Genomic DNA, 25,741 nt, shown 5'->3' on the forward strand with positions numbered 1-25,741 from the left:
CCGGGCAGTTGGGGGCCGCCCAAGGTAGGCTCCGGGTTGGAAAGGCCCAGCATGAACCCATCACCCCAGAGGACTTCCGGCGCATCGGAAACCAAAAACCTCGGTGCGCGGAAGCCCCGGCGCGGGTGGCGCCGGGCCGGCATCGCCGCCGCCGTTGTCCTTGGGCTGATACTGGCCTCCACGGTGGTCAACGCGATCCTGGAGACCACGGAGAAAGCGGGCATGGGTGCCTACGGGGAACGCATCGCCGTAGGCAGCGGCGCGCTGAATGTGTACCGGAACGGGCCGGAGAGCGGCCAGCCGATCGTCCTTCTCAGCGGCCTGGGAACGCCGGCGCCCGGCCTTGACTTCGCTCCGTTAGTCCGTGAGCTCAACGGTTTCGACACCATCGTCGTCGAGGGGTTTGGGTACGGCTACAGCGACATGGACGCTCCGCCGCGGACCAACGAGAACATCAGCACCGAGCTCCACGAAGTACTCACCAAACTCCAGATCAAGCAACCGTACGTCCTGGCAGGGCACTCCATCGCCGGTTTCTACATGCTGGACTACGCGAACCGGTACCCAGCCGAAGTATCCGCCGTTGTGGGGATCGACGCGTCCATCCCGAGAGCCGGAGACGGGCCGGTTCCGGGCCCGGAGCCGGAACTCAACTGGCAAAAAGCCCTGGCCGTGACGGGGATAGTGCGGGCGGTCTCCGCCGTCGTCCCCAGTTTTGTTGACCCGGAAAGTGAGGCCTACACGGACGGCGAACTGCAACGCATGCGCCTGATAACCAGTTGGAACTACGGCAACTCCGCCGTCGCCGACGAAACAGCCCGGATAGCAAACAACGCCGCAGCCCTCAGGGGAGTGACCTACCCGAACAACCTGCCGGTGCTGGCCTTCATTGCCGATGAAAACCCTGACACCACTGCCACCAAAACAGCCGCCGCGGAGAACCTGCTGAAGAACGTCACCCGCCATAGAATCGTGCCACTCGAGGGCCACCACTACCTGCACTGGACCCAGTCGAAGCGGATGGCCGGAGAAATCCAAACATTCCTGGGGGAACAACAATGACTCCGGACCTGAACGAAGTTCAGAAACTCTACGAAACGCTCATCAACGCCTGGAACCGGCAGGACGCCCGCTGCATGGCTGACTGCTTCGCAACAAGAGGGCTTCAGATCGGGTTTGACGGCAGTACGGCCACGGGGCCGGACGAGGTCTTCCGGCACCTAAATCCCATCTTCACAGACCACCAGACCGCAACCTACGTCACCAAGGTGCGGGATGTGCGCCCCCTTGGAGCAGACGCCGCGCTCCTTGTCGCCATCGCCGGAATGGTGCCGCCGGGAAGCGGCGAAATCGCGCCACCCACCAATGCGCACCAGAGCCTGGTGGCCGTCGTCGAACGCGGGACCTGGCGCATAGAACTTTTCCAGAACACTCCCGCGCAGTTTCACGGCAGGCCTGAACTGGTGGCCGCGATGACCGCGGAGTTGCAGCAGCTGCTGCCACAGGGCTAGAGCGGCCCGGGACGCACGCGCACGGCGGCCAGCGAACGGACAAGCGCGACGGCGGTGACTGCACCCGCCGCCATGATGGACGCCAGGACCACCACCTGGAACCGTCCGGCCTCCAGCGGGGAGGCGCCGCCGAAGATCGCGCCCACGAAGGCACCCGGCAGGGTCACCAGACCGGTGGTTTTGGTCTGGTCCGTGGAGGGAATCAGGGCCGCATGCACCGAGTAGCGTGCCTGGGTGAGGGTGGCGCGCCGGGGCGTGGCGCCCAGCGCAAGCCAGCCCTCCACCTGGTCCCACTGCTCACGGACCGCCTCACGGAAGCGGTGCCCGGCGAGCACGGCGATGGTCATGCAGTTGCCGATCACGATCCCGCCCATCGCCAGGACGTAGCGGGGCTCGAGCGCCACAGCGCCGGTGGCGAATACGACGCCGAGAGTCACCAGAATCCCGGCGGCCAGGGTTGCTGACACCACGGCGAAGCGCCGCCAGGACCACGTCAGCCGGCGGGTCGCCGTCACCGCCGCCACGCTGAACATCACCAGCAGCGCCGCTCCCACCCACAGCGGATCGGTGATGATGCCGCCCAACACCAGGCTGATGAGCGCCAGTTGGGCAGCGCCGCGGAAAATGGCCACGGCCGGCGCAAGGAACGACGGCGTGCGCGAGCCCCGGAGCACCGCAACCGTGAGCAACGTCAGGATGGCCACTGCCGCGAAGGTGGGTGCCAGGGTGGCGAGGAAGGCCATCAACCCAGCCTAGCCGCCGGGCGTGGTTGCTATGGGGAGCGTCACCGCGGCGGCTCAGCTGGACTCTGCCGGACGGGGTCAGAGCAGGCTGGGCTGGCTTGAGAGGATGTAGTCCACTGCCGCCGGGCCTTTCATGGTCAGCCCCGGCCATTCCTGGCGGCCGGCGTACCGCTCCTGCTTTGTGTGTCCCTGTTGGTCCATGGCTGCCCACAGGGACGTGGTGTTGCCTGGCTGCTCGGCATTGAGCATGCACCAGCTGATGTAGACCCCGTAGATCTCGTCCTCGCGCAGAGCGGGCTGCCGTTCTGAGTCCTGCACAAAGCATTCGGAAAGGAAGCGGGTGTAATTCGGGATGCTCATGGGTGGCGTTCCTTCAGGTCGTGGAGCATGACGAAAGCGGGGAAGTACTGCTGAAGTGCTTCGGAGCCACGCGCGTGAAGGATGGGTCAGTGTTTATTAAATTTCTGCGCTCTAGAGTGATGGGCGCTCGAAGAGTGCAGCGGCCGGGTCCTTCGAATCGTTCGCCGGACTGCGGGAACTCAATGCCGCTCGCGAGGCGGCGCACCGGGGCGGGACACGCCGTCGTGCGCTGCGCGTTGCCCGGAGGCGGGAAAAGGAACCGGGCAGGAACGCACGACGACGGCCCTCACCTCGGCGGGGGGCTGCGGGGATACAGGTGGCTGGCACTTAACGCTGCGAAACGGCGGTTTCGGTGCGATAAATGCGAGCCAGTTGGGCCAGGAAGACACGGTCCTGCCTTGCGCGATAGATAGCAAGTGTGCTTAGTATCTAGTTAGTAACCTTACTTACTAATTCACCAGGCTGGCATTCAAAGGTCCAGCTGCCCACCAGTGGAAGCGAGCGATGATGACGGAGAACCAGTGGCCTGAGGCTTCTGCCCGAAGCCCTCTCGACCAGTACGGGAACACAGCACCGACGGATCCTTCGGCGCAGCCGGAAACGTACGTCACCAAAAAGGACGCGGCCAAGGGGGAGACGTCCAAGATCGCCGGGGAAGCGGCCGGCGCGGCCCAGAACGTGGCGCGAACCGCCAAGACCGAGGCCGGAAACGTCGCTTCCGAGGCGAAGTCCAGCGCAAAGGACCTCCTGCACGAGGCGAAGTCAGGTTTCGGCAGCCAGGCCGGCGCGCAGCAGCAGAAGGCCGCCGACGGCATCCGGACCATCTCCAGCCAGCTGCATTCCATGGCCGATGCGCCCGGGCAGCAGGGCATTGCCAGTGACCTGATCCGCCAGGCCGCGGACCGCACCGCATCGGTTGCTTCCTGGGTGGAAGGCAAGGAGCCCAAGGCGCTGCTGGAGGACGTACAGTCCTTTGCCCGCCGCAAGCCGGGGACGTTCCTGCTCCTGGCTGCCGGCGCCGGCGTCCTCGTGGGACGTCTCGCACGCGGCCTGGCGCCGGCACCGTCCCCGCAGGCGGCGATCCCGCCTAAGCCCGCGCAGGCACCAACAGCACCAACCGGTGCGGCGTGGGGCGAAGAGTCGGTCTACCAGAACCATCAGGCGGCGCCGGCAACCTACGGCGAAACCATCTACGGGGAACCCGCCCGTCCCGCCTACTCCGGCACCGAAGCCGGCGGCGTTCCGCTGAGGGACCTGGACGATCCCTACAGCGAGATCAGGGGCACCGAGCGCCAGCCGTAAGCACAACCAGGCAACGGACCCACTAACCAAAGGACCAGTGTCATGAAAAAACTGCTCTTCGCCTTGCTCCCCGGCATCATCAGCCGGGTCCTGAAAGCCCGCAAGGCCAAGCAACTCCGCGCCGGCCAGACCCGGCCGCCGCGGAACCGCTTCTAAATTTTTGTCCCTCACGCAGCACAAGACCAGTAACAAAAAGGAGAACACATGATCAGCACTGAGAACCTTTCTGCACTGACCACTGCCGGCGGACACGTCGTAGGCTCCGACGGAACCAAGATCGGATCCATCGGCCAGATCTACGTGGATGACCAGACCTCCGAGCCCACCTGGGTCACGGTGAAGACCGGGCTCTTCGGATCCCACGAGTCCTTCGCCCCGCTGGAAGCGGCTTCGCAGGACGGCAACGATATCGTCGTCGCCCACACCAAGGACAAGGTCAAGGACGCACCCCGCGTGGCCCCGGATGGCCACCTGGAGCCCGCCGAGGAAGACCAGCTCTACACCTACTACGGCGTTACCGGCGGCAACGGGTTCACAGGCAACGGGCACACGGGCAACGGGCACACCACCGGCTACGAGACTTCCGGCCATGAAACGGCAGGCCACGGAACCGTCGGTCACGACACCTCCGGTCCCACCACCGATGACTCCATGACCCGCTCCGAGGAGCAGCTGCACGTGGGCACCCGCCAGGAAGAGACCGGCCGGGCACGGTTGCGCAAGTACGTGGTCACGGAGAACGTCACCACCACCGTTCCGGTTGAGCGTGAAGAGGTCCGCATCGAGCGCGAACCCATCACGGATGCCAACCGCGGCGACGCCCTGGACGGCCCCGCCATCAGCGAGGAAGAGCACGAGATCATCCTCCACGAAGAGCGCCCCGTGGTGGAAAAGGAAGCCGTCCCGGTGGAGCGCGTACGCCTGGACAAGGAAACGGTCACCAACGAGCGCACCGTCACCGAGGAAGTCCGCAAGGAAAACATCGAGCTCGACGACGACGGCCGCACCCGCCGCTAAGGCTCACCACCGGGGGCTTCACTGAGTCCCGCGCACGGCCCGTCCTCCCTTCCGGAGGGCGGGCCGTGCTGTCATGCGGGCGTCCGGTGTCCCCCGAGGACTTCGCCGCCAAGTGCTGCCAGCCCGGGTATAGGCTGTGCCTACATTCAGGAGGTCATCCAGGGATGGCCGTTGGCGCCTATGTTCGGAGGCCGGGTGGAAGGGTCATCGGGGATGGGTGGCATGCCCGTGCTGGCTGCCGTGAAGCTGTCGGAGGTGGACCTTGACCAGCTGCATGTCCTGGATGACGCGGAGAGGCAGCTGGCAGCCAAATTTGGATCCACCGTGCACCGGGACAGGTTCCTGGCCGGGCGGATGGCCTTGCGGTTTCATGTGGCCGATGTGGCGGGGGTGGAGCCCGGTTCCCTGCACGCTGATTATCTTTGCCGGAGTTGCGGGGATGAAGACAGGGTCCATGGGGCGCCGCGGTACCGGGCACGTGCCGGCGGGCCTTGGATTCTGGCGAGCTTGAGCAAATCAGGGGACTGGTGCCTGATGGCGGCCGCGGCCAACAACCAGGTTCGCGGGGTCGGGGTGGATCTGGAGTCGTCCGCGTCGGCGAACTTCGACGGGTTCGGGGCTGTGGCGATGACCGCGCGGGAGCGCAACCAGCTTCAGGAAGTGCCGGCCGCCCAAAGGCCTCTGTTCCAGACAGTTCTGTGGACGCGTAAGGAGGCCGTGCTCAAGGCGCTCGGCAGCGGACTGTTCGTGGATCCCTCCCTGGTGGACGTCGCCGGTCCGGTTCCGCTGCTGCCGGAGCGGATGAGCGGTCCTGGACGGTGGGTGGTTGAGGATGTGGACCCGGGCCCTCTGGGACTGGCCGATGACTGCGTGGCAGCCATGGCAGTGGTGTTGAACGTGTAGACCACGCCGGTCACATCTGGGTCATCGCGAAGGCAAGGGTGGTGTAGGCCATCGCCCCTGCCATGTCGTTCAACAGCTCAGGGTCGATGTTCTGAATGGTGTCGCAGGCCTCGTGGTAGCACGGGTCGTGGTCGCGGTTGAGGGTCCCGCCGAATTTTTGTACCTGGTCGGAGGTTTTTGTGCCGACGTCTCCGGCAAAGAGCCCGCCGGTGGCGATGCCCGCCTCCAGGAAGGCGTCGTAGTCGGAGTCGCCGATGAATCCGGTCGGCTCGGCCGGGAGCGAGTTCTTGGCAAAGTAGTCCATGAGGATGCTCTCGAGTCCTGAAGAGCCCGCTGGGCCGGCATCGCCAAAGGTGGAGCCGTCGCCGTCGTGGACAAACCGCACCCCGTTAATTGATGCCGCCATATCAATATTGATATTCACGGCCGTTTGGGAGATTTCACTTTTACTGAGCTCATCCACGTAATGCTGGGAACCTGTCAGATCGACTTCCTCTGCCCCCCAGAACGCGAAGCGCACCCTGTTTTTCGGTCCGACGCCGGTCTCGGCCATCCACCGTGCCGTTTCAATGAGGGTGGCCACGCCGCTGGCATTGTCATTTATCCCGGGGCCTTCGCGCACCGAGTCCAGGTGCGCGCCAACCACTATGGTGTGGTCTGCACTTCCGGCTGTGTCGGCAAGAATGTTAAAGGATTCCCTGTTCCCGTCGCGGCGTCCCTCCCGGTACGTGAAGACCTGCCGGACCGGATTGTAGCCCGCGGCACGTAACTGGTCCTCGACATATCGGGCCGATGCTTCGTATCCGGGCGTGCCGGCGGCCCTGTTGCCTCCCGATTCATCGGCCACCTTCTGCAGGGCCTCAAGGTGTCCCATCAGGTTTCTCTTCGCGAAGGTTTCCTGCACGTCAGTGGCCTGAATTGGCAGCGCCGTTACAAGTGTCTCCGGCTGGGGAGCGGTCCGGGCGGGCGCCGAGCACGCTGACAGGAGCAGCGTCAGAGCAAGGAAGGCTGCGCCTGCCCTGCGATTGGGCTTTCCTGTTCCACGAAGCGCCTTCATGAATGCAAACTAATACCTGAAAAGGCGGGAGAAAAGTGTTTTTTGAAAGACGGGTAGGGACCTGGCGTCGATTGCGTGCCTCAGTTGGGGAGACAGGTAGTAGCCGGGCAAGAAAGTAAGTACTCGGCACCCTTGTTTTCCATGTTTGCGTACCATAGATTCAGTTTTTCAAGTAGGTATTGCCGTAACTCCTGCCGTGGAACTGTCCGCGGCAGGAAGCCGGGATTTACTGCTGGGTAAATCCAGGGCGTCCGCGACGCGCGAGTTCGCGGCCCGTAGCGTCTGTCCTTTGAAAGTGAAGCCAGGCCGGACGATGTGGTCCGGTCCTTTCACAGAGGTTGGCAGGAAATTTCCCAGATGTCCGATATTTTCGAATTCATGGAATCTGACGTCCGTTGCTATTGGCGTGGCTGGAAAAGAGCTTTCAAGCATGCCTCCGGCAGCTTTCACTACGCGGGAAAACAACTGCCAAACGGCGCCACCGGGAACCTGTAGCCGCCCGCTTCAGAATCGTCGGCCAGATGGATGAAGTCACCACAGGCATCCGACCGTCCGGGGAATCCGATGGTCACAACGGCCACCTCAAAGCCGAGGTGGACGTGTATTTCCCTGACGAAATGCCCGGCGTGGTTTACGTGCGGTACGCGGGGACGTGGTTCCGCTACGAGAGGTCAGGCTCAGCGGCCGATATCCCGGAGGCGTTCAACGCCGGCAACGGCGGGGTCCACAAACCGGCTCCGGAGAGTACCAGCCTGCACTGGGCAGGGCATCAGGACGGCAGTTCGCTGGAACTCGTCCGGGAACGCAAACCGCGCGTTTACTATGACCCGTACAAACACCCCAACCTTTTTGTGACCGGGAACGGCGGGCCGCCCAGGGCACCTCTGCCGGTCCTTGAAATGAATGCCCATCTGGAAGACCCCAAACCGTGGCTCGATCCCGCCACCGGAAAGCGGTTCACGTGTGACCAGGCCAGGATCCCCACCGCGATCCTGAAGTACGCGCCGCGGAAAGACCCGTGCGAGCGCTTGCAAGGAACACAAGCTGTGGACGAGCTAATTCAAGCGATAATCGCAGCTCCTCCGGCAGGGGGTATTGGCGCGGACGCGCCCAGGGCGCCCAGGAGGCGTCGGGTACCTGTTCGGTGAAGTCCGACGGCGGTGTGCTCGCCTGTTCGCCGCCCCCGGGTCCTCAGCCGCTCTTGTCCCGCTTCTTTTCAGCCTCTTTTTGCGCATCCTCGCGCTGCTTCTCGGCTTCCTCCCGCGCCTCTTCCGCCTGCTCCTGCTGCTCCTCGGAAACCTGAGGATCGGCGGGGGCAGGAGCAGGAGCCGCGGGGGCCGGCACTGCTGTTGTTTCCAGCTCGCTCCTGATGGTGCCGATGGCGGCCTCGATCCTGGTTTGGCGCTGCTGCGACATCCGGCCCTGCCCGGCGGCAGTTGCCACGTCCTGGCTCAGCTGGTCCAGTTTGGCCAGCGCCGCGGCAGGGTCCTGCTGCGCGGCGAGCTGTTTCGCCTCGGCCACGCGGGTCTGCAGTTGGGTGGCCACGCTGCCGTCGAGGTCGGGTGCGGAGCAGGAGGCCAAGAGCGAAATGCCGAGCCCGGCGGCCGCAGCACCGGTGAGCAGTCGTCGCAAGGGAGTGCGGTTCATGGCGTGACGCTTTCTTCCAGTTCCTTGAAGTGCTCGCCCAGCTGCCCGGGGATGGCCGGCCCGGGAGTTACCGTGGGGGCGGGTGCCGGCCGCTGCACCGTGGTCAGCAGCACGGCCAGAAGGATGATCACGACGGCGGCCAGAGCAGCGACGATCCGCAGCCGGCGGTTTCCGAGGCGTTGCAGTTTCTCCCACGGACGCTGCCGTGCAGGCGCGGCCGCGGGTGCCGGCGCCGGTTGTGCGGAGGCCGGCGGGCGTGACGGAAGGTGCGGTGCGGGCCGCAACGACGTGGCGTTGGTTGCCTGGCTCTTTTGCAGGGCCGGGAGCCGGGCTTCCCGCTGCGCCGCCGGACCGTCGACGCCGGGCGCCGCGGCAGCCGCTGCGTTCAGGACCCTGGTGGCCGGTTGGCGTGCTGCCAAGGCAGGTTCCGTCCCGTGCTGTTCGTCCGCCGGCAGGGACCAGCCGACGGCGTTGCCCAGGGAGGCTGCGACGCCCGCCGCGTCGGGCCGGTCCTGCGGGTGGCGGGCGGTCATGCCGGAGAGCAGGGCTTCCCACTGCGGTCCCAGGGAGGCGGGAAGGTGGGGGCCGCGGGAGAGCCTCGCGACGGCGGCTTCCAGTGGTGGGCCGGGAAATGCCACCGTTCCGGTGAGGGCCTCCAGCAGCACCAGGCCCAGGGAGTAGATGTCTGCGGGCGGTCCCACCGGGTCTCCGCTTGCCTGTTCTGGACTCAAGTAGGCCGCTGTCCCGGGGACCATATTGGTGGCGGTGACCCGGGCGCCGTCGAGCATTCTCGCGATGCCGAAGTCAGCGAGCTTGGGCCGGAGGGGTGCATCCGTCGCGTAGCGGGTGAGGAGGATGTTGGCCGGCTTCACATCGCGGTGCACCACGCCGCGGTGGTGGATGTACTGGATCGCTTCGGCCAGTTCGGTCCCCAGCCGCGCCGCGTCAGCCCCGGTCAGCGGTCCGGCGGCGAGGTGCCGGCGAAGATCGGTTCCCGGAACCAGTTCCATTACCAGGAAGGGCACTTCCCGTCCGCCGCGCAGCAGCGTCCCGGTGTCGAAGAGCGTGACCAGGCCGTGGTGGTTCAGCTGCGCCAGCATCCGTGCCTCTGACTGCTGCCGTGCCAGTTCGTCGGCGCCGGTGACGTCGTCGCGGAAGATTTTCAGCGCCACTTCCCGGTCCAGGACCAGGTCTGTTCCGCGGTAGACGCTGCCCATGCCGCCGTGGCCGAGGACGTCCCCCACCCGGTAGCGCTCACGCAGGATGGTTCCGGCCAAGCCGGTGTCCGTCTCTTCGGTCATGTCCTGCCTTCCCGTCAGCATCCACTCTAGCCATGGCCTGCCGGGCAAGCGCCTGCCCGCACCCTGTTTCGGTGGCTAGTCCCGCCGCCGTTTCGCCTCCGCAGAGCTCCAGCCTTCACGGTGGAGCCTGTCGAACCCGTCCAGGAGCACGTCCAGTGCGAACTCAAACTCGAACTGGTCGTCGCAGCCGTGGCCCACCACGGAGTCGGGATCGTGCGGAGTGGCGGTGGCAATGGTCACGATGTTCGGGTAACGCTGGGCCATCTGCGCGAACATTGCCGCCTGCGCTTCCGGGTCAGGCTGCGGCGCTGCTTCGGCGGGCTGGGACGCCGAGCTGTCAAACAGTTCCTGGGTGAATCCCCACATGCGCCCGCCGAGGGCGTGCATGGCATGGTGTGCCAGGTCGGGGGAAAACTTCCCGGAGAGGAACAGCCCGGCGAAGGACTCCTGGTAGTCGAGGACAGCGGTGGTGGGTTTGGTGCGGGACTCGATCGCCTGCCTCGCCCACGCATGCCGTTGGAGTGCGCGGCGGGCGGCCAGCACCCGGTACCGGACCGCCGTCTTCCATTCGGCGTTGGCCTGGGGCGGGTCAATTTCGCGGATGATGACCTCCACCATCCCGTCGAGGAGGTCTTCCTTGTCGGAGACGTGCTTGTACAGCGCCATGGGGACCACGTGCAGCTCCTGGGCGAGCCGGCGCATGCTGAGCCCGTCGATGCCAATGGTGTCGGCAAGCTCCACGGCGGCGAGCAGAACCCGGTCCCGGTTCAACCGCACGCGCTCCGCTTTCACCTGCTGGGTCATCATGCTCCCTTACCGAATGGATGAGGCCATTGACAAGTGTACGGGGTACACCATAAAGTCTCCAGCAGAAGGTGTACGCAGTACACTCTCAGGAACGCAAGGTTTGTACCGGCGTTCCCCGCACCTCTCAACGCGTTCTCCCGGCACCCTCTCGACAGGAGAGAGATCATGACTACTTCAGAACCGGTAACCACGAAGCTCCGCGCGATCCCTTCCCACCGGAGGACCTCGCTGGCCGCAGGTGTGCTTTACCTCCTCACGTTCGTGTCCATTCCCACCCTCTTCCTCTATGACCGGGCGAGAACCGACCCCGCATACATCACCGGTCCCGGCCCCGACACGCTCGTCATCGCCGGCGGTCTGTTGGAGGTCATTGTTGCCCTGGCCTGCATCGGAACGGGCGTCGCACTGTATCCGGTGGTCAAGCGGCAGAACGAAGGGATTGCGCTCGGCTTCGTCGGGGCCCGGATCCTGGAAGCGGGCGCCATCTTCGCCGGTGTGGTGGCCCTCATGTCGATCGTCACCCTCCGGCAGGCCGGCGCCGGAAATGATGCGCTGATCATCGGTCAGGCGCTGCTGGCCCAGAACAGCTGGACCACGCTGCTGGGCCAGGGACTCATCCCTGCGTTCAATGCCCTGCTGCTCGGCTCCCTTATGTACAGGTCCCGCCTGCTGCCCCGGGTTCTGCCGGTATTCGGGTTCATCGGGGCACCGCTGTTGATCGCCGGAGCAGTCGGCATGCTGTTCGGATTGTGGGGTCCGGTGTCGCCGCTGTCCGGATTTGGTGCCCTGTTCCTGGCCGCCTGGGAGTTCGGGATGGGCATCTGGCTGCTCGTCAAGGGGTTCAACCCCGACGCCGTAGCCCGCCTCACAGCCGCAGGTTCCGGCACGAGCGGCGGGACTGAGCGATGAGGGCCGCCGTATACCGCCGGTTCGGCGGCCCGGACGTTGTCCGGATTGAAGAGCGGCCCAAGCCCACCCCACGGCGCGGGGAGCTGCTGGTCCAGGTCCGGGCGGGCACTGTCAGCGCTGCTGACCACCGGGCCCGGACCAAGAATGTGCCGAAGGGGCTGAAGCTGCCCACCTCGGTGGCCCTAGGGTTTTCCACCACGCGCTTCCCGGTTCTCGGGATGGACATCGCCGGCGTCGTCGAGGCAGTCGGTCCCGGCGTCACACGTTTTGCCCCCGGCGACGAGGTCATCGCCATGCTCGGCGCGAAGTTCGGCGGCCACGCCGAATACGCCACCGTCGCGCAGGATGGCGCCGTCACCCTCAAGCCCGCCAGCCTGACGTTCCAGGAGGCCGCGGCGCTGGTCTTCGGCGGGATCACGGCCCAGGCGTTCCTCGACCGGGCTGGATTGAAGCCGGGATCGTCGGTACTGGTCAACGGGGCCTCGGGCGCCGTCGGAACCGCAGCCGTGCAGCTCGCCTACCTCGCAGGTGCCCACGTCACGGCAGTGTGCAGCGGTGACAATGCGGACCTGGTCCGCTCCCTCGGAGCCGGGCGCGTCATCGACTACACCAGGGAGGACTTCACGCAGGCGGCGCAAACGTACGACGTCGTCATGGACTGTGTGGGCAACGTACCCTTCCGTGACGTGCAGCCGCTGATCACGCCCGGGGGAGCGCTGCTGTCCGTCGTCGCGGACCTTGCCGGGCTTCTCGCCGCAGGCTCGCGTTCCCGCCGGACCGGCACGAGCATCACCGCCGGCAACGTCCCCATGAGCGCCGCCGACCTGGAACACATTGCACAGCTGGCGGCATCTGGCCGGCTCCGCCCCGTCGTCGACCGCTTCTTCGACCTCTCCGATATCGCCGAGGCACACCGGTACGTCGGCACTGGCCGGAAAAGAGGCAGCGTGGTTGTGCAAGTGCCGGCCGGAACCACAAACACGTGAGTACTGGTACGCGCCTGGGAGCCCCAAGAGGCCAGCGATACAGTATCCGTACCCAGTGCGGAAACCACCCGGAAAGGCAGCTGACATGACACATCCCACGCCGGCGGAGGGCAGTGCCGCTGCCACGGGGGCCACAATGCGGGCCATCGTGCAGGACGGTTACGGGTCAGTCCAGGTCCTTCGTGCCGGCCTCACACCCCGCCCGGACATAGCGGAGAACGAAGTGCTGGTCCGCGTGCATGCGGCGGGGATGGACCGCGGCACCTGGCACATGATGACCGGCCGCCCGTACCTGATGCGCATCATCGGATTCGGATTCCGCAGGCCCAAAAATCCGGTGCCGGGGATTGATGTGGCCGGCACCGTCGTCTCCGTTGGCGCCGGAGTGTCAGGGTTCGCCGTCGGGGATGCGGTGTTTGGGATGGCGCGGGGATCGTTCGCGGAGTACGCCGCGGTGCGGGGGGACAAGCTCGCCCGCAAGCCCGCGAACCTGTCCTTCGAGCAGGCGGCCGTGGTTCCGATCTCGGCAGGAACCGCCCTGCAGGCCCTGACCGACGCCGGAAAAGTGCAGCCCGGTCAGCACGTCCTGGTCCTGGGCGCATCCGGCGGCGTCGGCTCCTACGCCGTGCAGCTGGCCAAGGCCCTGGGCGCGGAGGTGACGGGGGTGTGCAGCGCCGGCAAGGCTGACCTGGTCCGCTCGCTCGGCGCCGACCATGTCCTTGACTACACGCAGGATGACTTCGCGGACGGAACGCGCCACTACGATCTCATCCTCGACATCGGCGGAAACCCCAGGCTGTCCCGGCTGCGGCGCGCCCTCACACCCAACGGGACGGCCGTCGTCGTGGGCGGTGAAGAAGGCGGCCGCTGGACCGGAGGGTTAGGCCGGAGCTTCAGGGCGCCGCTGCTGTCGCTGTTCGTGCGCCAGCGCCTGACCATGCTTGCTTCGAAGGAGCGCGCCAGCGACCTCGAACGTCTTACCCCGTTCCTCACCTCCGGCCAGCTCAGGCCAAGCATCGACAGGGCCTATCCGCTCGACGAGGTGCCGGATGCCATGCGCCACCTTGACGCCGGAGAGGTCCGCGGCAAGATTGCCATTGCCGTCAGCAGCGCAGAGGGAGCGTCGTAAGCGGGGCGGAAGCTCAGTCGCCATTCCCTGCGCTGATGAGGTTGGACAGCGCCCTTGCCTGGGCCGGCCTCACAAAAACTTCCACGGGCTTCATCTGCCCCACGATCTCGAGGGTCAGGGTGAATCCGGCAGACCCGACGCTGCGGCGTGCGGACCAGTCCGCCAGGTTCGGCGCCAGGTCCTGGCCCATCAGCACGTGCCGGCCTTCCATATCCCAGGAAGCGCCGGCGTCGATCAGCGCCTTGTGCTCTGCACAGACGTAGGCCTCGGGACAACAGGCAATGTTCTGCGCGCCGTCTACAAAGACGAAGCCGGGGTTCGTACACCGGAGAACTGAACAGGTAAGCATGCTTGTAAACCTAGTAACAGGATGTTGGGGGAACCCTGCGGGGTTTTCTTCGGGTTACCTTGGAATCTCCTTGTGGGTCAAAGGAAAGCGCAGGGGCGCGAGGGCTGTGACAGGTTCCGTCACTCAGGCTTTTGCGGAGGGTGGTGGCCGGCGGCTGCAGCGCGGGCATCGCCCTCTTCGTGTCCGCTCTTCTTCTTGCCGAACGGGAGCGCTTTCAGCAGCGGACCCACCACGGCCATCACCACCAGGCCCCAGGCGAGTCCGATGACGGCCGAGCACAGGGTGTTGACGAGCCAGGCCAGGAAGCCGCCCACCACGGTGATTCCGGCGAAGGGGTGCTCCAGGACGTGGACCAGGTCATACGGCGCGTGCCAGCCGAGATCGTGTGCACCCTGCAGCATGATGTGGCCGCCCACCCAGAGCATGGCCACCGTGCCGATCAGGGTGATCGCCGCCAGCACCTTTGGCATCCCCTTGACGAGCAGTTCGCCGAAGCGCTTGGCGCCCGCGGAGTCCTTGGCGGCCAGGTGCAGTCCGATGTCGTCCATTTTGACGATGAGGGCCACGGCACCGTAAACGGCCACGGTGATCACCAGCGCCACGACCACCAGGATCAGCGCCCGGGCCCACAGGGACTCAGCGGCCACCTCGTTCATCGAGATGACCATGATCTCGCAGGACAGGATGAAGTCGGTGGTGATAGCGCCCTTGATGACCTTGGACTCCGCCGCCGGACCCCGCTCCACCGCCGGTGAATCTTCCTCCGCCGCATGGTGGCCGCGGAGCTTGTGCCAGACCTTCTCGGCACCCTCGTAGCAGAGGTAGGTGCCGCCCAGCATCAGGATGAACGGGATGGCCCACGGGATGAAGGCGCTCACGAGCAGCAGCGCCGGCAGGATGATCAGCAGCTTGTTCCGGAGCGAGCCCCAGAAGATCTTTTTGATCATCGGCAGTTCGCGGGACGGGTCCGCGCCGGACACGTACTGCGGAGTGACGGCGGCGTCGTCGATGACCACGCCGGCGGCCTTGGCACCCGCCTTGGCGGCGCCGGCTGCGACGTCATCCACCGAGGCGGCCGCTATGCGGGCCAGGGCTGCGACGTCGTCGAGCAGGGCGACGAGGCCGCCGCTCACAGGGTGCTCCCGGACTGCCCGACGGCGGATGGCTGGGTGTGGATGCCTCGGTCGAGGTGCGTGATTGGCATATTCGGAGTATACGGGGGCGGGCAGCCGGTCGGCGGGAGCGGCGGTAACTGCAGGGTGTCCGGAAGATGTCTTTTGCGGCCTCGTCCAGGCCTCAGGGCGCGGGCGCCGGCTCCTCGAGCAGCCAGCCCACGGCCTCGGTTGCCTTTGTGAAAAACCGGGTGGGACACGGGTGGCTGTGCGGCCCGCGGAAGCCGGCGATGACACGGTCCACCGGGTTGGCGCCGAGCAGCGCGATGCGCGAAGCCGCGCTGGGTGTGGAGAACGCGGCGCGGCCCGCGTGGCTGACCGTCTTGACGTTGGCCATCTCCACCAGCAGCGGGCGGCGCTGGCCCTGGCAGACGTCATTGACCTTCGCCATGGCGGCCTTGATATCCGCCTCATCGAGACTTGCGCCGGGCTGCCAGCGCACGTGGAGGACCCCATCCGGCCGGAGCTCCAGCGTGCCCTTGCCATCGCCTATAAGCATGGTGTTCCTTCCCTTGCGCCTCATTCGTACCACGCGCAGTGGTGAGCGGCTACCGTGCTCTGGTCCTGGGGGAAGGTGGATTAGCCCGTGCTACTCCGGCCGTCGTCTGCCCGGGGGAGGACTGCCCGGCTGTAGCTGGCGCGCCGGCAGTTGACGCCGAGGGTGTTGAGGGTCTCGTTGAGGGCATGCGCCAGCAGATCGCGTTCAAGGGCCGGGAAGTTCAGCGAACCGTAAACGTAGGCTTCGACTTCGAACAGGCCGCATTCGCCTCCAATACCGAAGTATCTGATCCAGACCTGTTCAAAAGTCAGCGGTGCAGCCTCGAATGCTGACCGGAAGCCCTGGCGTTGTTCATCCTCGTCACCTGCGGCGGCCCAGACTTCAGCCCCGGTCATGATCGAGTCCCGGCATGGACTCGAGGATTTCTGCTGCAACTGCATGCAGCGTCCGGTTCTCACGCACGGCCCTGTCCATCAGGTGGAGCATCGCTTCATGGTTTCCCATGCCCCGGCTGGCCATAACGATTCCTTTGGCGGTGCTGATGATGTCCCGTTGGGTCAGCGTCGCCTTAAGTTGCTCGCTCAGCATCCGGCCACGTTCCCGGGCCTGGGCATTGGACAGGAAGATCGAGGCCTGGGCCGCAAACACTTCCATTAGCCTGATCAGCCGATGCGTTGCCGCATTGGGCTGTGCCCAGTAAACCTTGATGACCCCAAAGGCCAGGTCTCCTGCAAGAAGGGGGACGCTCAAGCATGAGCGCAATCCCAGCTCGTCTGCCGCCATGCCCCATTCAGGCCAGCGGAGGTCCGTGCGCACATCCGAGATATCCACCGGGTGCCCGGAGGCCCATGCGCTCAGACACGGCCCCTGCCCAAGATCGTATTGTAGGGCGTCGGCCTCCACCACTATCCTGCCTGTGGACGCTGTGCTGCTGCGGCTGCCATTGGTATCAATCAGGGAGACGCCCGCTCCCACGGCGTCATGCACCGCCAGGACCGCGGCTTCCGTGATGAGTGTCAGGGCGTGGGAGACCGTATCTTCGTTCAGGAGCACGTTGGACAACCGTGCAAACACTGCGGCCAGCTCATCGGCCAGCGGTAATTCAGTATCCATGACCGCTTCGATTCCAGCATGTTGGTCCTGGGTGAACCATCTGCTTGTTCCTTCAGTTGAGCACACATCGGCGCCGTAAGCCACCGTCTGCCGGCTGGCTTTCCGGCCGGATTGACTCTTCGTGGCTGGCCGCGGGAAACGCTGTGTCCGTACGAATCGGAGGTGAAGCCATTTGGATGGATATCCAGAATGTCTAAGTGCCTTGCGCCAGCCTTAGTCGTTGACGAGCTGGAGGTTTCCAGCGGCGCTGAGCTTGCCGGCGAATCCGAATGCTGCACCGACGAGGTCGGCCTCGGCAACCCTGCGCGTGCCGTCCACGTCGCCGTTGAGGACAGTGGGGGCGAAACGGACGTGGGTGGCGTCCTTAATGCCCACAAAGTTTAGCCAGTCAGCGAAAAAGGTGCTGCTGAAATCGGAACCAAAGGCGGCTGGAACGCCGGGGGCGTAGACACCGCTGGTGTGGATGGCGAGGGCCTGTTTGCCCTCGATGAGGCCACGGTAACCCGATTCCGGGTCAAATCCGAAGCTCCAACCGGGTTGGGTGATGATGTCGATCCACTGCTTCAGGACGTAGGGAACGCCGGCATTCCACATGGGGATGTTGAAGACGTAGGCATCGGCATTGGTGAACTGGTCGAAGACGGCGCGGGCTGATTCCCACGCGGTGATTTGCTCCGGTGTCTGGTCCTGGCCGGAGAAGACAGCCATTTTGGCAGCAGCTGCAGTTCGCCCGAAAACAGGTAGTGCACCGTCGTCGAACAGGTCCAGGGTCTCCAGCTCAAAGGTCTCCGGACCGGCAGCCCGGACGGAATCGATGAAATGCCGGGCTAACTGCAAGGAGTCGCTGTGAGCGTAGCGGGGAGAGGCGTTGACGTGGAGGATGGTTGGCATTGTTTCCTTTCAAGGCGTTACAAACAGGCACTTCGTGCCCGTTATTGATCCTGACCTAGACCACTGCGCCCCGTAAGAACGCACTATTTGGTGCCTAGGGCACTTCAAAGTGCCTTTTCCGAAAGTTGTTCCCGTGTAAGTCGCATTATTGAATGCACTAGGCCTGCTATATCGGCCTCCAAGTATGCTGGGGTCCACGGGATAATCGGATGAGATGAGTATTGGGGACATGACTCTCACTGCTGAACAGAAACGTCAGGCAGAACAGAAGCATTACAACGCTTCCCTGGACCTTTGCCCGGCCCGCCAACTGCTTGAGGCGATCAGCAGCAAATGGGTGACGCTGGTAATGCTCGCTTTGGTGGATGGGCAGCAGCGCCACAGTCATCTCCGCAAGAGGGTTCCGGGTGCCAGCCAGAAGATGCTAACTTCCACCCTGCGTTCGCTGGAACGTGACGGGTTGGTTTCCCGCCGCGTCACTCTTTCAGTTCCCGTGCGTACGGATTATGAACTCACCCCCCTCGGCCATTCGCTTCTCCGAATCGTCTTTGAAATGAAGAATTGGGCCGAGGAAAACATGGATGCTGTGGCTGCCTCACGCATGGAGCACGACCGGCACAAACTCGCCTTCAACTAGCGTCCCCGGCTTCGGCACACATCTGTTCCCTGCCTCAGGCCAGCAGAACCACCCCAAGGAAGAGCCGTCGTCGTAGGCCCACGGCAGTAGAGAGCAAAGCCGCAGTTCTTCGTCTAAGGGCGGCAGGCATGTCCGGGCCACATCAAAATACGAAAATTTCTAAACCGTGGGGGCAGCCGATGACACATTCTGTCTTGCAGGTCGTCGCACTTCAACGGCTGCATACCGGCATGTAATCTGACGCCAGACTTTCAATGGGGAGTCAATGGCACCTGGAGTGGGCACAGCCGCCTCCAGGTCTCTTGTGGGGGAAGAATTGCACAGGTCTCATTTCAGGCGTTTTGCTGTGACTGCCGTCGCGGGTTTCACCACATTCTTACTGGTTGCGGGAGGGGCATTGCCAGCTGCGGGCGTGGTGAGAATAAATACCGCACCGGTGGAGGGGCCGGCAGCTGTCTATCAGGACAGCCAGTATCCCCAGGACCGCGAGGGCGCAAAAACCTTCGCGGACGTCCCCGGCGGCGTGCAGTTCGCCACCGAAATCGGCTGGCTGGCCGCATCAGGAGTGTCCACCGGTTGGCCGGACGGAACCTTCCGGCCTGTGAGTGCGGTCAACCGTGACGCGATGGCTGCCTTTATGTACCGACTGGCGGGGAAGCCCGAGTTCACCCCGCCTGTCCTTTCGCCGTTCACCGACGTGGCCGCCGGCAGCCAGTTCTACCTCGAAATCACCTGGCTTGCCAGCCGCGGCATCTCAACGGGTTGGATTGAAGCGGATCGAACCAGAACCTTCAGGCCCCTGCAGCCGGTCAATAGGGATGCAATGGCGGCCTTCATGTATCGCCTGGCCGGCAACCCAGACGTGGCTGTGCAGGCCGGTACCGGCTTTCACGATGTGCCGCCGGGAACACAGTTTGCCAGGGAAATTGGTTGGCTGGCCTCCACCGCGGTCACTACCGGGTGGCCGGACGGGACCTACCGTCCTTTGCAGGCCGTGAACAGGGATGCCATGGCCGCCTTCATGTACCGTTTCCTGCACCGCGCCCAGCCGGTATCAACCGCTGAATCAATGCTGAACCTGGGACCAATGGCATCCGGCCACGCCGCAGCCCTGGTTCGACTCTCCGTTCGGGATGCTCCGACAGATGCGATAGTTTCCGTCGCGGGTGCTCCTGCTCTTGCCGTCACTGCCGGAAGGGCCGCTTCCACTACGGTCCTGGTGCCCTTGTCACCTGCCGGCGTCCAGGTTTCGGCGTCGGCAGTGACGCCGGTCGCCGTCCAACTGCTTGCAACGTTCGACGGCGACGCGGCCGTTCCAGGGTCCATGCTGGCATTGCCCGCACCCGTTACGAGGGCAGACACCCAGCGCGGGCTCGCCGGCGACAGACTGGGCACAACGCCCGTCATTATCGGCGTCACAGGTCTCGGCGGCGTTCCGGCTGAGGACGTTCGTTCCGTTTTCATCACCGCCACCGTGGAGTCAGCATCACCGGACGTCCTGACGATCGGCGACCAGGCCCTAAGCGTGCCGCGGGGCATCACTTCTATCACCACGCTCCTCTCCCCATCGGATGCCGGTACAGTAACCGCCGCTCTCGGCACCGGCTCCGGGTCTATTCGCCTGGATGTGCGTGGCTTCGTCCCCGATGCCCCGCAAGGTGCTGCCAGCATCAATGCCAAGGGCAGTCTCGTTCCGGTCGTGGGCGGCACCGCCCAGAAGTTCGCTGCGACTTCCGACGCTACGCCAGTTTCGGTGCAGGGTACTGCGGATGTCGAAGCGGCCATGGTGCTCGTGGCCGCCGGTGCCGCCGGGACCACTGGTGTGCTCGATCTCGCCCCGGAAGGACTGTCCGGCGTCGGTGGAGCGCTCGTGGACGCGGATTACGGCGCGCAGCCGCAGATCGCCTTCGTCCCCCTTCGCAGAGGCCAGCCGAAAGCTGTGCTGAGCAGTGGTTCGGCCACCGCCACAATTCTTCCGTTGGCGAATGCTGTGGCAGCGGTGGCCAAGGCTGCAGGGGCTGCCCCGAGAGTGACCATCACGTCCCCCTCGGCGTATGCGAGCCTTGACCTTGGTACCAGTGGAACAGTCACCCTTGAAGGATTTGTCACCAGCCCGGACGTAACCCTCGCTGGGATGAGCATCATGGTTTCAGGTACCGCGATCGGCAGCCCAAAGGTCCGGCAAACTCACAATGGCCTGAACTGGCGCTTTGAGACAGCGGTCCCGCAGTCCGGCCAGTTGACTTTCGAAGTCAACGCTACGGACAGGGCAGGCCGAAATGGATCGGCCAGCGTCCTGGTTGACGCTGTACTGCCCGCGGACACGCAACAGGTCATCTCCCCGGACGTAGTCCAGTTGGACCCCTCGTCCCAGCCGATTCAGTCGGTGACCCCCACTGCGGTAACCTTCGGGACCCCCGCGGACCTCTCGCCAGGTCAGGTCATCGTCCATGCTGCGAGCCCGGCTGCCCCTGATGGGCTGCTCCGCCGCGTGACCGCCGTGGACCGTGTGGGCACAGGTACAGTCGTCACAACCGAACAGGCGTCATTGACCGACGTATTCCTGCAGGTTGATTTTCAGCAGTCTGTCCCGCTGGACAGCTCCAACGGCCTGGAAGTAACCCAAAGTGGACCGGAAGCCGAAAGCAGCCCCGGTCTTGAAGTGGTGGATGAAGGAGGCGCAGCGGTAAGCGTCATAGAGGGCAGCGACGTGGCGTTCGAGAACTACGCCGAGACAGTAACGGCCACGTGGGCCGACGCCCAGGCCGGGCCCCAGGCCGCTGCGCCCGAAAGCCTGGCTCTCACCACGCCGGCCTCCCAAAGGCTGGTGCCGCAACGAGTGGGCCCTCAAGCGGTTGAAACGGTCCAGTTCAATAGCTACATCGACCTGAAGGGCCTTTTCACCTGCGACTCGGCCGCCGGCTGCAAATTCCTCGGCAAAGCAACAGGTGACACAGTGCAAAAGGCCAGGGACAAGGTCGTTTCGTCCGCCGGGTACTCGATTGGTGGCGAAGGCCGGCTGGGGCTGTCCCTGACATTCACGCTGAAAACCAGCCTGCAGTGGGGCTGGGGCGTGCCTCCCGTCAAGGTTGAGGAGTTCTCTACCGTGGCCCACACCGAGATGAGTGCCAAAGCTACGGTGGCCGCCTACGTCAAGACTGCGACCAGCGGACAGGTGAAACACCAACTCGGAACACTCAAGATGGCGCCGATCACATTTATGGTGCTCACCATTCCTGTAGTGATCCGGCCTGGCGGCACAGTGTATCTGCAGGCGAACTTCGCGGCCGAGGCCGCGGTGACCGCCGAGATGGGTGTTGAGCGCACGCAGGATTACGGGTTCCGGTACAGCTCCAGTGGGGGGTTCAGGAACATCGACAGCGGTCCGGTGATGAAATACAACAAGCCGGTCTTCGCTCCCGGAGGATCTGCAGCCGTTACCGGTAAGGTCACCGCCGGTTTCGGTCCCACGCTCAAGGCGGCCTTGCTGATTTACGGCTTCGCCGGACCCACACTTACTATCGGCGCTCAGGCCGGGGCCAGTGCAACCGTCATTCACACCGGCGACGGCGCTCAGGTAGATGTTTCACTATTCATAGGCGGGGAAGTCGTCGTCGCGGTGGAGCTGACGGTACCAATCATCGAGAGGAAGATTCTCGACGCTGTCATCGTCAGTGGCTCCTACAGATGGACCCTCAAGTCTTGGCAGTTGGGCTATGACCAGGCCTTCCCCGGCGGGCCCACACAGCAGGAGCCGGATCCCGACCAGGCACCGCGAGTTGCGGTCCGCGTAGGGCAGCAGGGCAGAGCGGTGCTCGCCCCGGATGGAGGAGATGTCGCGTCGGTTCAATGGGTTACGGCTCCCATCGCCAATGCGGTCCTGTCACCCGGTATGCCCACCGTTCAGGCGACGATTACGTGGACGCCGTCTTCCCCCGGACTAGTGGCGTACACGGTCCGTGTGAACTTCGTCGATGGCACCACGCAGGACGTCAGCGGAACCATGCAGGCCTTTGCCATACCTCCGCGTTCACTGGCTGTAGAGAACCTGCAAACGTCCTACTCCACGGATCCGTCACGGACCGATCCACACTCCGTGGTGACATTCAGCGTCGTGAAAACAAGCGCCTCAAGCTCGACCCCGTTCAAGCTGCTCACAGATCAGGAGGACATGGCCACCGACGGATTCTCCTACACAGGAGGCGACAGTAATGGCAACGGATTGCTGGACCTGGGTGAAAAATGGGGCTACAGAGGTCTGGTTGATTGGGCCTCGTGGGAACCGGGAAATGTGCGGATCCGAACGATCCTTGTTCGCGCCAACGACACCACAGGTGCCGGCTCGTGGATTGATACCCAGGCCACTGCGACACTGACACGCTGACGCTGGTAGCCGGCGAAACAGGGCTGAGCAATTCCTGCACCAGACCCTCCTTCCGGAGGGCCTGGTTCCGGCAATCGCATCTGTTTACAAGGGCAGGACGCGGGGTGGCCAGCACCACGTGATGGTCACCAGAAGCGGGTGCCGTTCTGGAACCGTTCCCGGGCAAGAGGCCGGTGTAGTTGACACCGAGCGTGCCGTTGGCCGCCGGCGTTCGGTTCGGAGCCTGCGCTGCGCATGTTCCGCGCCGACGCCTAATTAACAGTGGCGTCAGGGAACGCGTGTGTCACCGCAGCATTTGCGCGTCGGTCATGGCAGAACGCGTACGACGGCGGGCCACACCTGCCGCGGCCAGCATGCTTTCCAGCTTCCCGGCCTCAATGAGGTCCGCCCAGTCCCACCGCACCACATTGATTCCCAGGGCACGGATCCGGTTCTCGCGTTTCTTCTCCATCACCACGGCCTGCGACGCGGTCCTGCCCTGAAGGTACTCGGCCTTCATGTACTTCTCCTCGCCATCAAATTCGCCCACAACCTTGGACCGCTTCCAGTAGAAGTCCGTGTAACCCACCAGGCCGGCCGCGTCGGAAATGCGGTGTTGGAGGACCGGGGTTTCGAAACCGGCCAGATGAATCAGAGCCCGGCTCAAAGACTCCCCGGCCGAGCCGGAAGCAGGATCCGCAAACGCGATGGCCGCCCGAATCCTCCGCCCGGCGGCATCGGAATAGATCGAACCGATGCCGGCCTCCAGTTCGGTCTTGGTGAGGGCAGGCAGACGCCGGGCTGTGTCCGGCCGAAGCACATGGTCGAGCGGTGCTACGGCTTCGTTGAAGGGAGTGAACGCCGCAAGGTCCAGGACAGTGCGGATGCGGTCGGTGACGAGGAGTCCCTCCCGCCGGACCACACTGAGACCCGCCGGCGCGGCGAAGTGGCGGCGGACTCCGGCACGGGACCGGCCGCCGTCGTTCTTCAATGTGAGAGCCTCCACCGGAGGATGCAGTCCCACCGTTGGGGTACCCCACACGCTTGCGGCGGAATGCCGGGCGAAGATCGTGGGTTTCTCGAACGTTTCCGCGGCTGCCTGGACGCGGAGGCGGTACTGCTCCCACGCCTTCATCGCCCGCCAGGCTGCCCCGTCCGTGTAGACGCCGTGCCGGATGCGGACCAGGGCGCCGGCCTTCACGCGCTTGGCGAGCTCACTCGGGGTGAGCCCGTGCAGGAGGCGGTCGCGGGATAACAGGAGCGGCGGAAGGTCCGGCATGGGTCGAATGTGTCAGCCCGTAACCGCCGATGGAAGGCGCATGTGCCGCTATGTGGACAAGTGCCGGGCGACGCGCAAGTTCAGTTCCGACCCGCAGCTTCCCTGGCGCACCTGAGATATGGGCTGCGGAAGGGCATATGCGCGTCGAAAAGGAGCTCGCGCGTCGCGGGGCGGGGGCTGGCGGTGGGGCCGGGGGTGCACGCAGGCGGGAATGGACGACGGCGGCCCGCGCCTCTGCTTCTTACCGCGAGTGAGCGCGCGTCGGGGGAAAACCGGCAGGAGCTGAGAGAGCGTCGGCGAAAAACCGGCAGGAGCTGAGAGAGCGTCGGGGGAAAGGCGGCGGGGGGTGCGAGAGCGTCGCGGGGGAGGGCGGCGCTTGACGGTCCGGAACGCTTCCGCATATCCTGAACGAACGGTCGGTAAATAATTCCGCACGTCCCAGAAGGTCTTTGCATAGGAGCAACCATGGCAGCGCAGAACCTGCAGTCAGTGCCGGCTGAGCCAACCCCGCGCGGGCAGGATCCCCAGGAGCAGCCGGAGCAGGCCCGGATCGCGGCCCTCGAGGCGGACGGCCAGGCCAACTTCGACCGCGTTATGGCCGAGGACTCCCGCATCGAGCCCAAGGACTGGATGCCGGCCCCGTACCGCAAGACGCTCCTGCGCCAGATCTCCCAGCACGCGCACTCCGAAATCATCGGCATGCAGCCGGAGGCCAACTGGATCTCCAGGGCCCCCAGCCTGAAGCGCAAGGCCATCCTTATGGCCAAGGTCCAGGACGAGGCCGGCCACGGGCTCTACCTCTACTCAGCCGCCGAAACCCTTGGCCAAACACGCGACAAGATGATGGAAGACCTCATCGCCGGCAAAGCCCGTTACTCGAGCATCTTCAACTACCCGGCGCTCACCTGGGCGGACATGGGCGCCATCGGCTGGCTGGTGGACGGCGCCGCCATCTGCAACCAGGTCCCGCTGTGCCGCGCCTCCTACGGCCCCTACGGCCGCGCCATGGTGCGCATCTGCAAGGAAGAGTCCTTCCACCAGCGCCAGGGCTTCGAGATCCTCCTGGAACTCTCCAACGGCACCCCCGAGCAGAAGCAGATGGCCCAGGACGCCGTGAACCGCTGGTACGCCCCGGCCCTGATGATGTTCGGCCCGCCGGATGACGATTCGCCCAACTCCAAGCAGTCCATGGCCTGGAACATCAAGCGCTTCAGCAACGATGAACTCCGCAGCCGCTTCGTGGGCATGATGGTGGAACAGGTCCGCGTCCTGGGCCTCACCCTCCCGGATGACCAGGTCCGCTACAACGAGGACACCAAAAAGTGGGAGCACGGCCCGCTGGACTGGCACGAGTTCCAGGAAGTCCTCGCCGGCCGCGGCCCCTGCAACGCCCAGCGCCTTGAGCGCCGGAGGGAAGCGCACGACGACGGCGCCTGGGTCCGCGAGGCAGCGGCGGTTTACGCGGATAAACAGCGAGCAAAACAGTCAATGACGACGAAGGAATACGCAGCATGAGCCCCCACGGCAACCCGGAAGTTCCCGCCAGCGCCGCCGATGACGTGATCCGGGGGGCGGCGCAGGTCCCGGCCGGCGCCCCGACTCCCGAGGCAGCAGCCAGCGAGGCGCAGGCCGCCGAAACAACACCGGCCAGCCCGGCAACGAACAGCCAGGCAACGGACAGCCAGGCAACAACAAGCCAAGCGACAAACAGCCAGGCAGGCAGCACCGATCCAGCAACCCAGTCGGCAGGCCGCAATGCCTGGGGC

Annotated in this window: 24 protein-coding genes and 1 pseudogene; 12 read left to right on the top strand and 13 right to left on the bottom strand. The window is 64.9% G+C overall.

What is annotated here, in order from left to right; translation table 11 throughout:
* The first annotated feature begins 51 nt into the window (after window positions 1–51).
* Together ACFVYC_RS10680 and ACFVYC_RS10685 are read left to right on the top strand one after the other, a co-directional pair.
* Window positions 52–1,062 (top strand): alpha/beta fold hydrolase, encoded by a 1,011-nt coding sequence (locus ACFVYC_RS10680; protein WP_387549652.1) that lies wholly within the window; start codon window positions 52–54, stop codon window positions 1,060–1,062.
* Window positions 1,059–1,511: an SgcJ/EcaC family oxidoreductase gene (locus tag ACFVYC_RS10685; protein ID WP_387549653.1), complete on the top strand. Its 453-nt coding sequence runs from the start codon at window positions 1,059–1,061 to the stop codon at window positions 1,509–1,511. The genes ACFVYC_RS10680 and ACFVYC_RS10685 overlap by 4 nt, the downstream gene beginning before the upstream one ends.
* Here ACFVYC_RS10685 and ACFVYC_RS10690 read toward each other — a convergent pair.
* Together ACFVYC_RS10690 and ACFVYC_RS10695 are read right to left on the bottom strand one after the other, a co-directional pair.
* Window positions 1,508–2,254 carry an ABC transporter permease gene (locus tag ACFVYC_RS10690; protein WP_387549655.1) on the bottom strand — a complete coding sequence of 249 codons (747 nt, stop codon included), beginning with the start codon at window positions 2,252–2,254 and terminating at the stop codon, window positions 1,508–1,510. The two genes, ACFVYC_RS10685 and ACFVYC_RS10690, sit on opposite strands and share 4 nt — an antisense overlap.
* A 78-nt stretch (window positions 2,255–2,332) precedes the next feature.
* A complete protein-coding gene (locus tag ACFVYC_RS10695; protein WP_387549657.1) occupies window positions 2,333–2,614 on the bottom strand; it encodes a hypothetical protein in 282 nt (93 codons plus the stop codon).
* Between the two features lie 507 nt (window positions 2,615–3,121).
* Between ACFVYC_RS10695 and ACFVYC_RS10700 the strand changes: the two genes are divergently transcribed.
* The 3 genes from ACFVYC_RS10700 (at window position 3,122) to ACFVYC_RS10710 (ending at window position 5,836) form a co-directional block, all read left to right on the top strand.
* Window positions 3,122–3,916, top strand: coding sequence for a hypothetical protein (locus ACFVYC_RS10700; RefSeq protein WP_387549658.1), 795 nt, complete (start codon window positions 3,122–3,124; stop codon window positions 3,914–3,916).
* Between the two features lie 204 nt (window positions 3,917–4,120).
* Entirely contained in the window at window positions 4,121–4,933 is an 813-nt protein-coding gene (locus tag ACFVYC_RS10705; RefSeq protein WP_387549660.1) for a DUF2382 domain-containing protein, read from the top strand.
* A 213-nt stretch (window positions 4,934–5,146) separates the two neighbouring features.
* Window positions 5,147–5,836, top strand: a complete 690-nt coding sequence (locus ACFVYC_RS10710; RefSeq protein WP_387549662.1) for a 4'-phosphopantetheinyl transferase family protein — start codon at window positions 5,147–5,149, stop codon at window positions 5,834–5,836.
* 10 nt (window positions 5,837–5,846) lie between these two features.
* On the opposite strand, the gene ACFVYC_RS10715 is transcribed toward ACFVYC_RS10710, so the two are convergent.
* Window positions 5,847–6,710, bottom strand: coding sequence for a M20/M25/M40 family metallo-hydrolase (locus ACFVYC_RS10715; RefSeq protein WP_387549663.1), 864 nt, complete (start codon window positions 6,708–6,710; stop codon window positions 5,847–5,849).
* A 704-nt stretch (window positions 6,711–7,414) separates the two neighbouring features.
* Between ACFVYC_RS10715 and ACFVYC_RS10720 the strand changes: the two genes are divergently transcribed.
* The gene (locus tag ACFVYC_RS10720) at window positions 7,415–8,041 is read left to right on the top strand and encodes a hypothetical protein (protein ID WP_387549665.1); all 627 of its coding nucleotides are present in this window, start codon (window positions 7,415–7,417) and stop codon (window positions 8,039–8,041) included.
* Window positions 8,042–8,084: 43 nt separating this feature from the next.
* On the opposite strand, the gene ACFVYC_RS10725 is transcribed toward ACFVYC_RS10720, so the two are convergent.
* From ACFVYC_RS10725 to ACFVYC_RS10735, 3 genes are all read right to left on the bottom strand, one after another.
* On the bottom strand, window positions 8,085–8,540 hold the full coding sequence (locus tag ACFVYC_RS10725) for a hypothetical protein (protein ID WP_387549667.1): 456 nt from the start codon (window positions 8,538–8,540) through the stop codon (window positions 8,085–8,087).
* Window positions 8,537–9,841: a serine/threonine-protein kinase gene (locus ACFVYC_RS10730; RefSeq protein WP_387549669.1), complete on the bottom strand. Its 1,305-nt coding sequence runs from the start codon at window positions 9,839–9,841 to the stop codon at window positions 8,537–8,539. Before ACFVYC_RS10730 ends, ACFVYC_RS10725 begins: the two co-directional genes overlap by 4 nt.
* Window positions 9,842–9,916: 75 nt before the next feature.
* Window positions 9,917–10,645 carry a TetR/AcrR family transcriptional regulator C-terminal domain-containing protein gene (locus ACFVYC_RS10735; protein WP_387549805.1) on the bottom strand — a complete coding sequence of 243 codons (729 nt, stop codon included), beginning with the start codon at window positions 10,643–10,645 and terminating at the stop codon, window positions 9,917–9,919.
* Window positions 10,646–10,813: 168 nt separating this feature from the next.
* Here ACFVYC_RS10735 and ACFVYC_RS10740 point away from each other — a divergent pair, with 168 nt between their 5' ends.
* From ACFVYC_RS10740 to ACFVYC_RS10750, 3 genes are all read left to right on the top strand, one after another.
* Window positions 10,814–11,557: a DUF4386 domain-containing protein gene (locus ACFVYC_RS10740; protein WP_387549671.1), complete on the top strand. Its 744-nt coding sequence runs from the start codon at window positions 10,814–10,816 to the stop codon at window positions 11,555–11,557.
* Window positions 11,554–12,543, top strand: a complete 990-nt coding sequence (locus ACFVYC_RS10745) for an NAD(P)-dependent alcohol dehydrogenase (protein WP_387549672.1) — start codon at window positions 11,554–11,556, stop codon at window positions 12,541–12,543. Before ACFVYC_RS10740 ends, ACFVYC_RS10745 begins: the two co-directional genes overlap by 4 nt.
* 85 nt (window positions 12,544–12,628) lie before the next feature.
* On the top strand, window positions 12,629–13,672 hold the full coding sequence (locus tag ACFVYC_RS10750) for an NAD(P)-dependent alcohol dehydrogenase (RefSeq protein ID WP_387549674.1): 1,044 nt from the start codon (window positions 12,629–12,631) through the stop codon (window positions 13,670–13,672).
* A 13-nt stretch (window positions 13,673–13,685) separates the two neighbouring features.
* Here the strand turns inward: ACFVYC_RS10750 and ACFVYC_RS10755 are convergent, their stop codons facing one another.
* The 6 genes from ACFVYC_RS10755 to ACFVYC_RS10780 form a co-directional block, all read right to left on the bottom strand.
* The gene (locus ACFVYC_RS10755; RefSeq protein ID WP_387549676.1) at window positions 13,686–14,021 is read right to left on the bottom strand and encodes a hypothetical protein; all 336 of its coding nucleotides are present in this window, start codon (window positions 14,019–14,021) and stop codon (window positions 13,686–13,688) included.
* Between the two features lie 119 nt (window positions 14,022–14,140).
* Window positions 14,141–15,154, bottom strand: a complete 1,014-nt coding sequence (locus tag ACFVYC_RS10760; protein WP_387549678.1) for a DUF808 domain-containing protein — start codon at window positions 15,152–15,154, stop codon at window positions 14,141–14,143.
* A gap of 163 nt (window positions 15,155–15,317) precedes the next feature.
* Complete coding sequence (locus ACFVYC_RS10765; protein WP_387549680.1) at window positions 15,318–15,692, bottom strand: STAS/SEC14 domain-containing protein; 375 nt, start codon at window positions 15,690–15,692, stop codon at window positions 15,318–15,320.
* 80 nt (window positions 15,693–15,772) lie between these two features.
* Complete coding sequence (locus ACFVYC_RS10770) at window positions 15,773–16,087, bottom strand: hypothetical protein (protein ID WP_387549681.1); 315 nt, start codon at window positions 16,085–16,087, stop codon at window positions 15,773–15,775.
* Complete coding sequence (locus ACFVYC_RS10775) at window positions 16,074–16,805, bottom strand: GAF domain-containing protein (protein WP_387549683.1); 732 nt, start codon at window positions 16,803–16,805, stop codon at window positions 16,074–16,076. Before ACFVYC_RS10775 ends, ACFVYC_RS10770 begins: the two co-directional genes overlap by 14 nt.
* Before the next feature lie 213 nt (window positions 16,806–17,018).
* On the bottom strand, window positions 17,019–17,696 hold the full coding sequence (locus tag ACFVYC_RS10780) for an FMN-dependent NADH-azoreductase (protein WP_387549684.1): 678 nt from the start codon (window positions 17,694–17,696) through the stop codon (window positions 17,019–17,021).
* 229 nt (window positions 17,697–17,925) lie between these two features.
* On the opposite strand from ACFVYC_RS10780, the gene ACFVYC_RS10785 reads away from it, so the two are divergent.
* Window positions 17,926–18,333 (top strand): winged helix-turn-helix transcriptional regulator, encoded by a 408-nt coding sequence (locus tag ACFVYC_RS10785; RefSeq protein ID WP_387549686.1) that lies wholly within the window; start codon window positions 17,926–17,928, stop codon window positions 18,331–18,333.
* Window positions 18,334–18,823: 490 nt separating this feature from the next.
* Window positions 18,824–22,717: pseudogene (locus tag ACFVYC_RS10790) on the top strand (S-layer homology domain-containing protein); the annotation flags it as partial.
* A gap of 283 nt (window positions 22,718–23,000) precedes the next feature.
* On the opposite strand, the gene ACFVYC_RS10795 reads toward ACFVYC_RS10790, so the two are convergent.
* Window positions 23,001–23,975: a hypothetical protein gene (locus ACFVYC_RS10795; RefSeq protein ID WP_387549687.1), complete on the bottom strand. Its 975-nt coding sequence runs from the start codon at window positions 23,973–23,975 to the stop codon at window positions 23,001–23,003.
* Between the two features lie 465 nt (window positions 23,976–24,440).
* Here ACFVYC_RS10795 and paaA point away from each other — a divergent pair, with 465 nt between their 5' ends.
* Entirely contained in the window at window positions 24,441–25,490 is a 1,050-nt protein-coding gene (paaA, locus tag ACFVYC_RS10800) for a 1,2-phenylacetyl-CoA epoxidase subunit PaaA (RefSeq protein ID WP_387549689.1), read from the top strand.
* The last annotated feature ends 251 nt before the right edge of the window (window positions 25,491–25,741 follow it).

It is taken from the genome of Pseudarthrobacter sp. NPDC058329, from assembly GCF_042879835.1.
Lineage (GTDB): Bacteria > Actinomycetota > Actinomycetes > Actinomycetales > Micrococcaceae > Arthrobacter.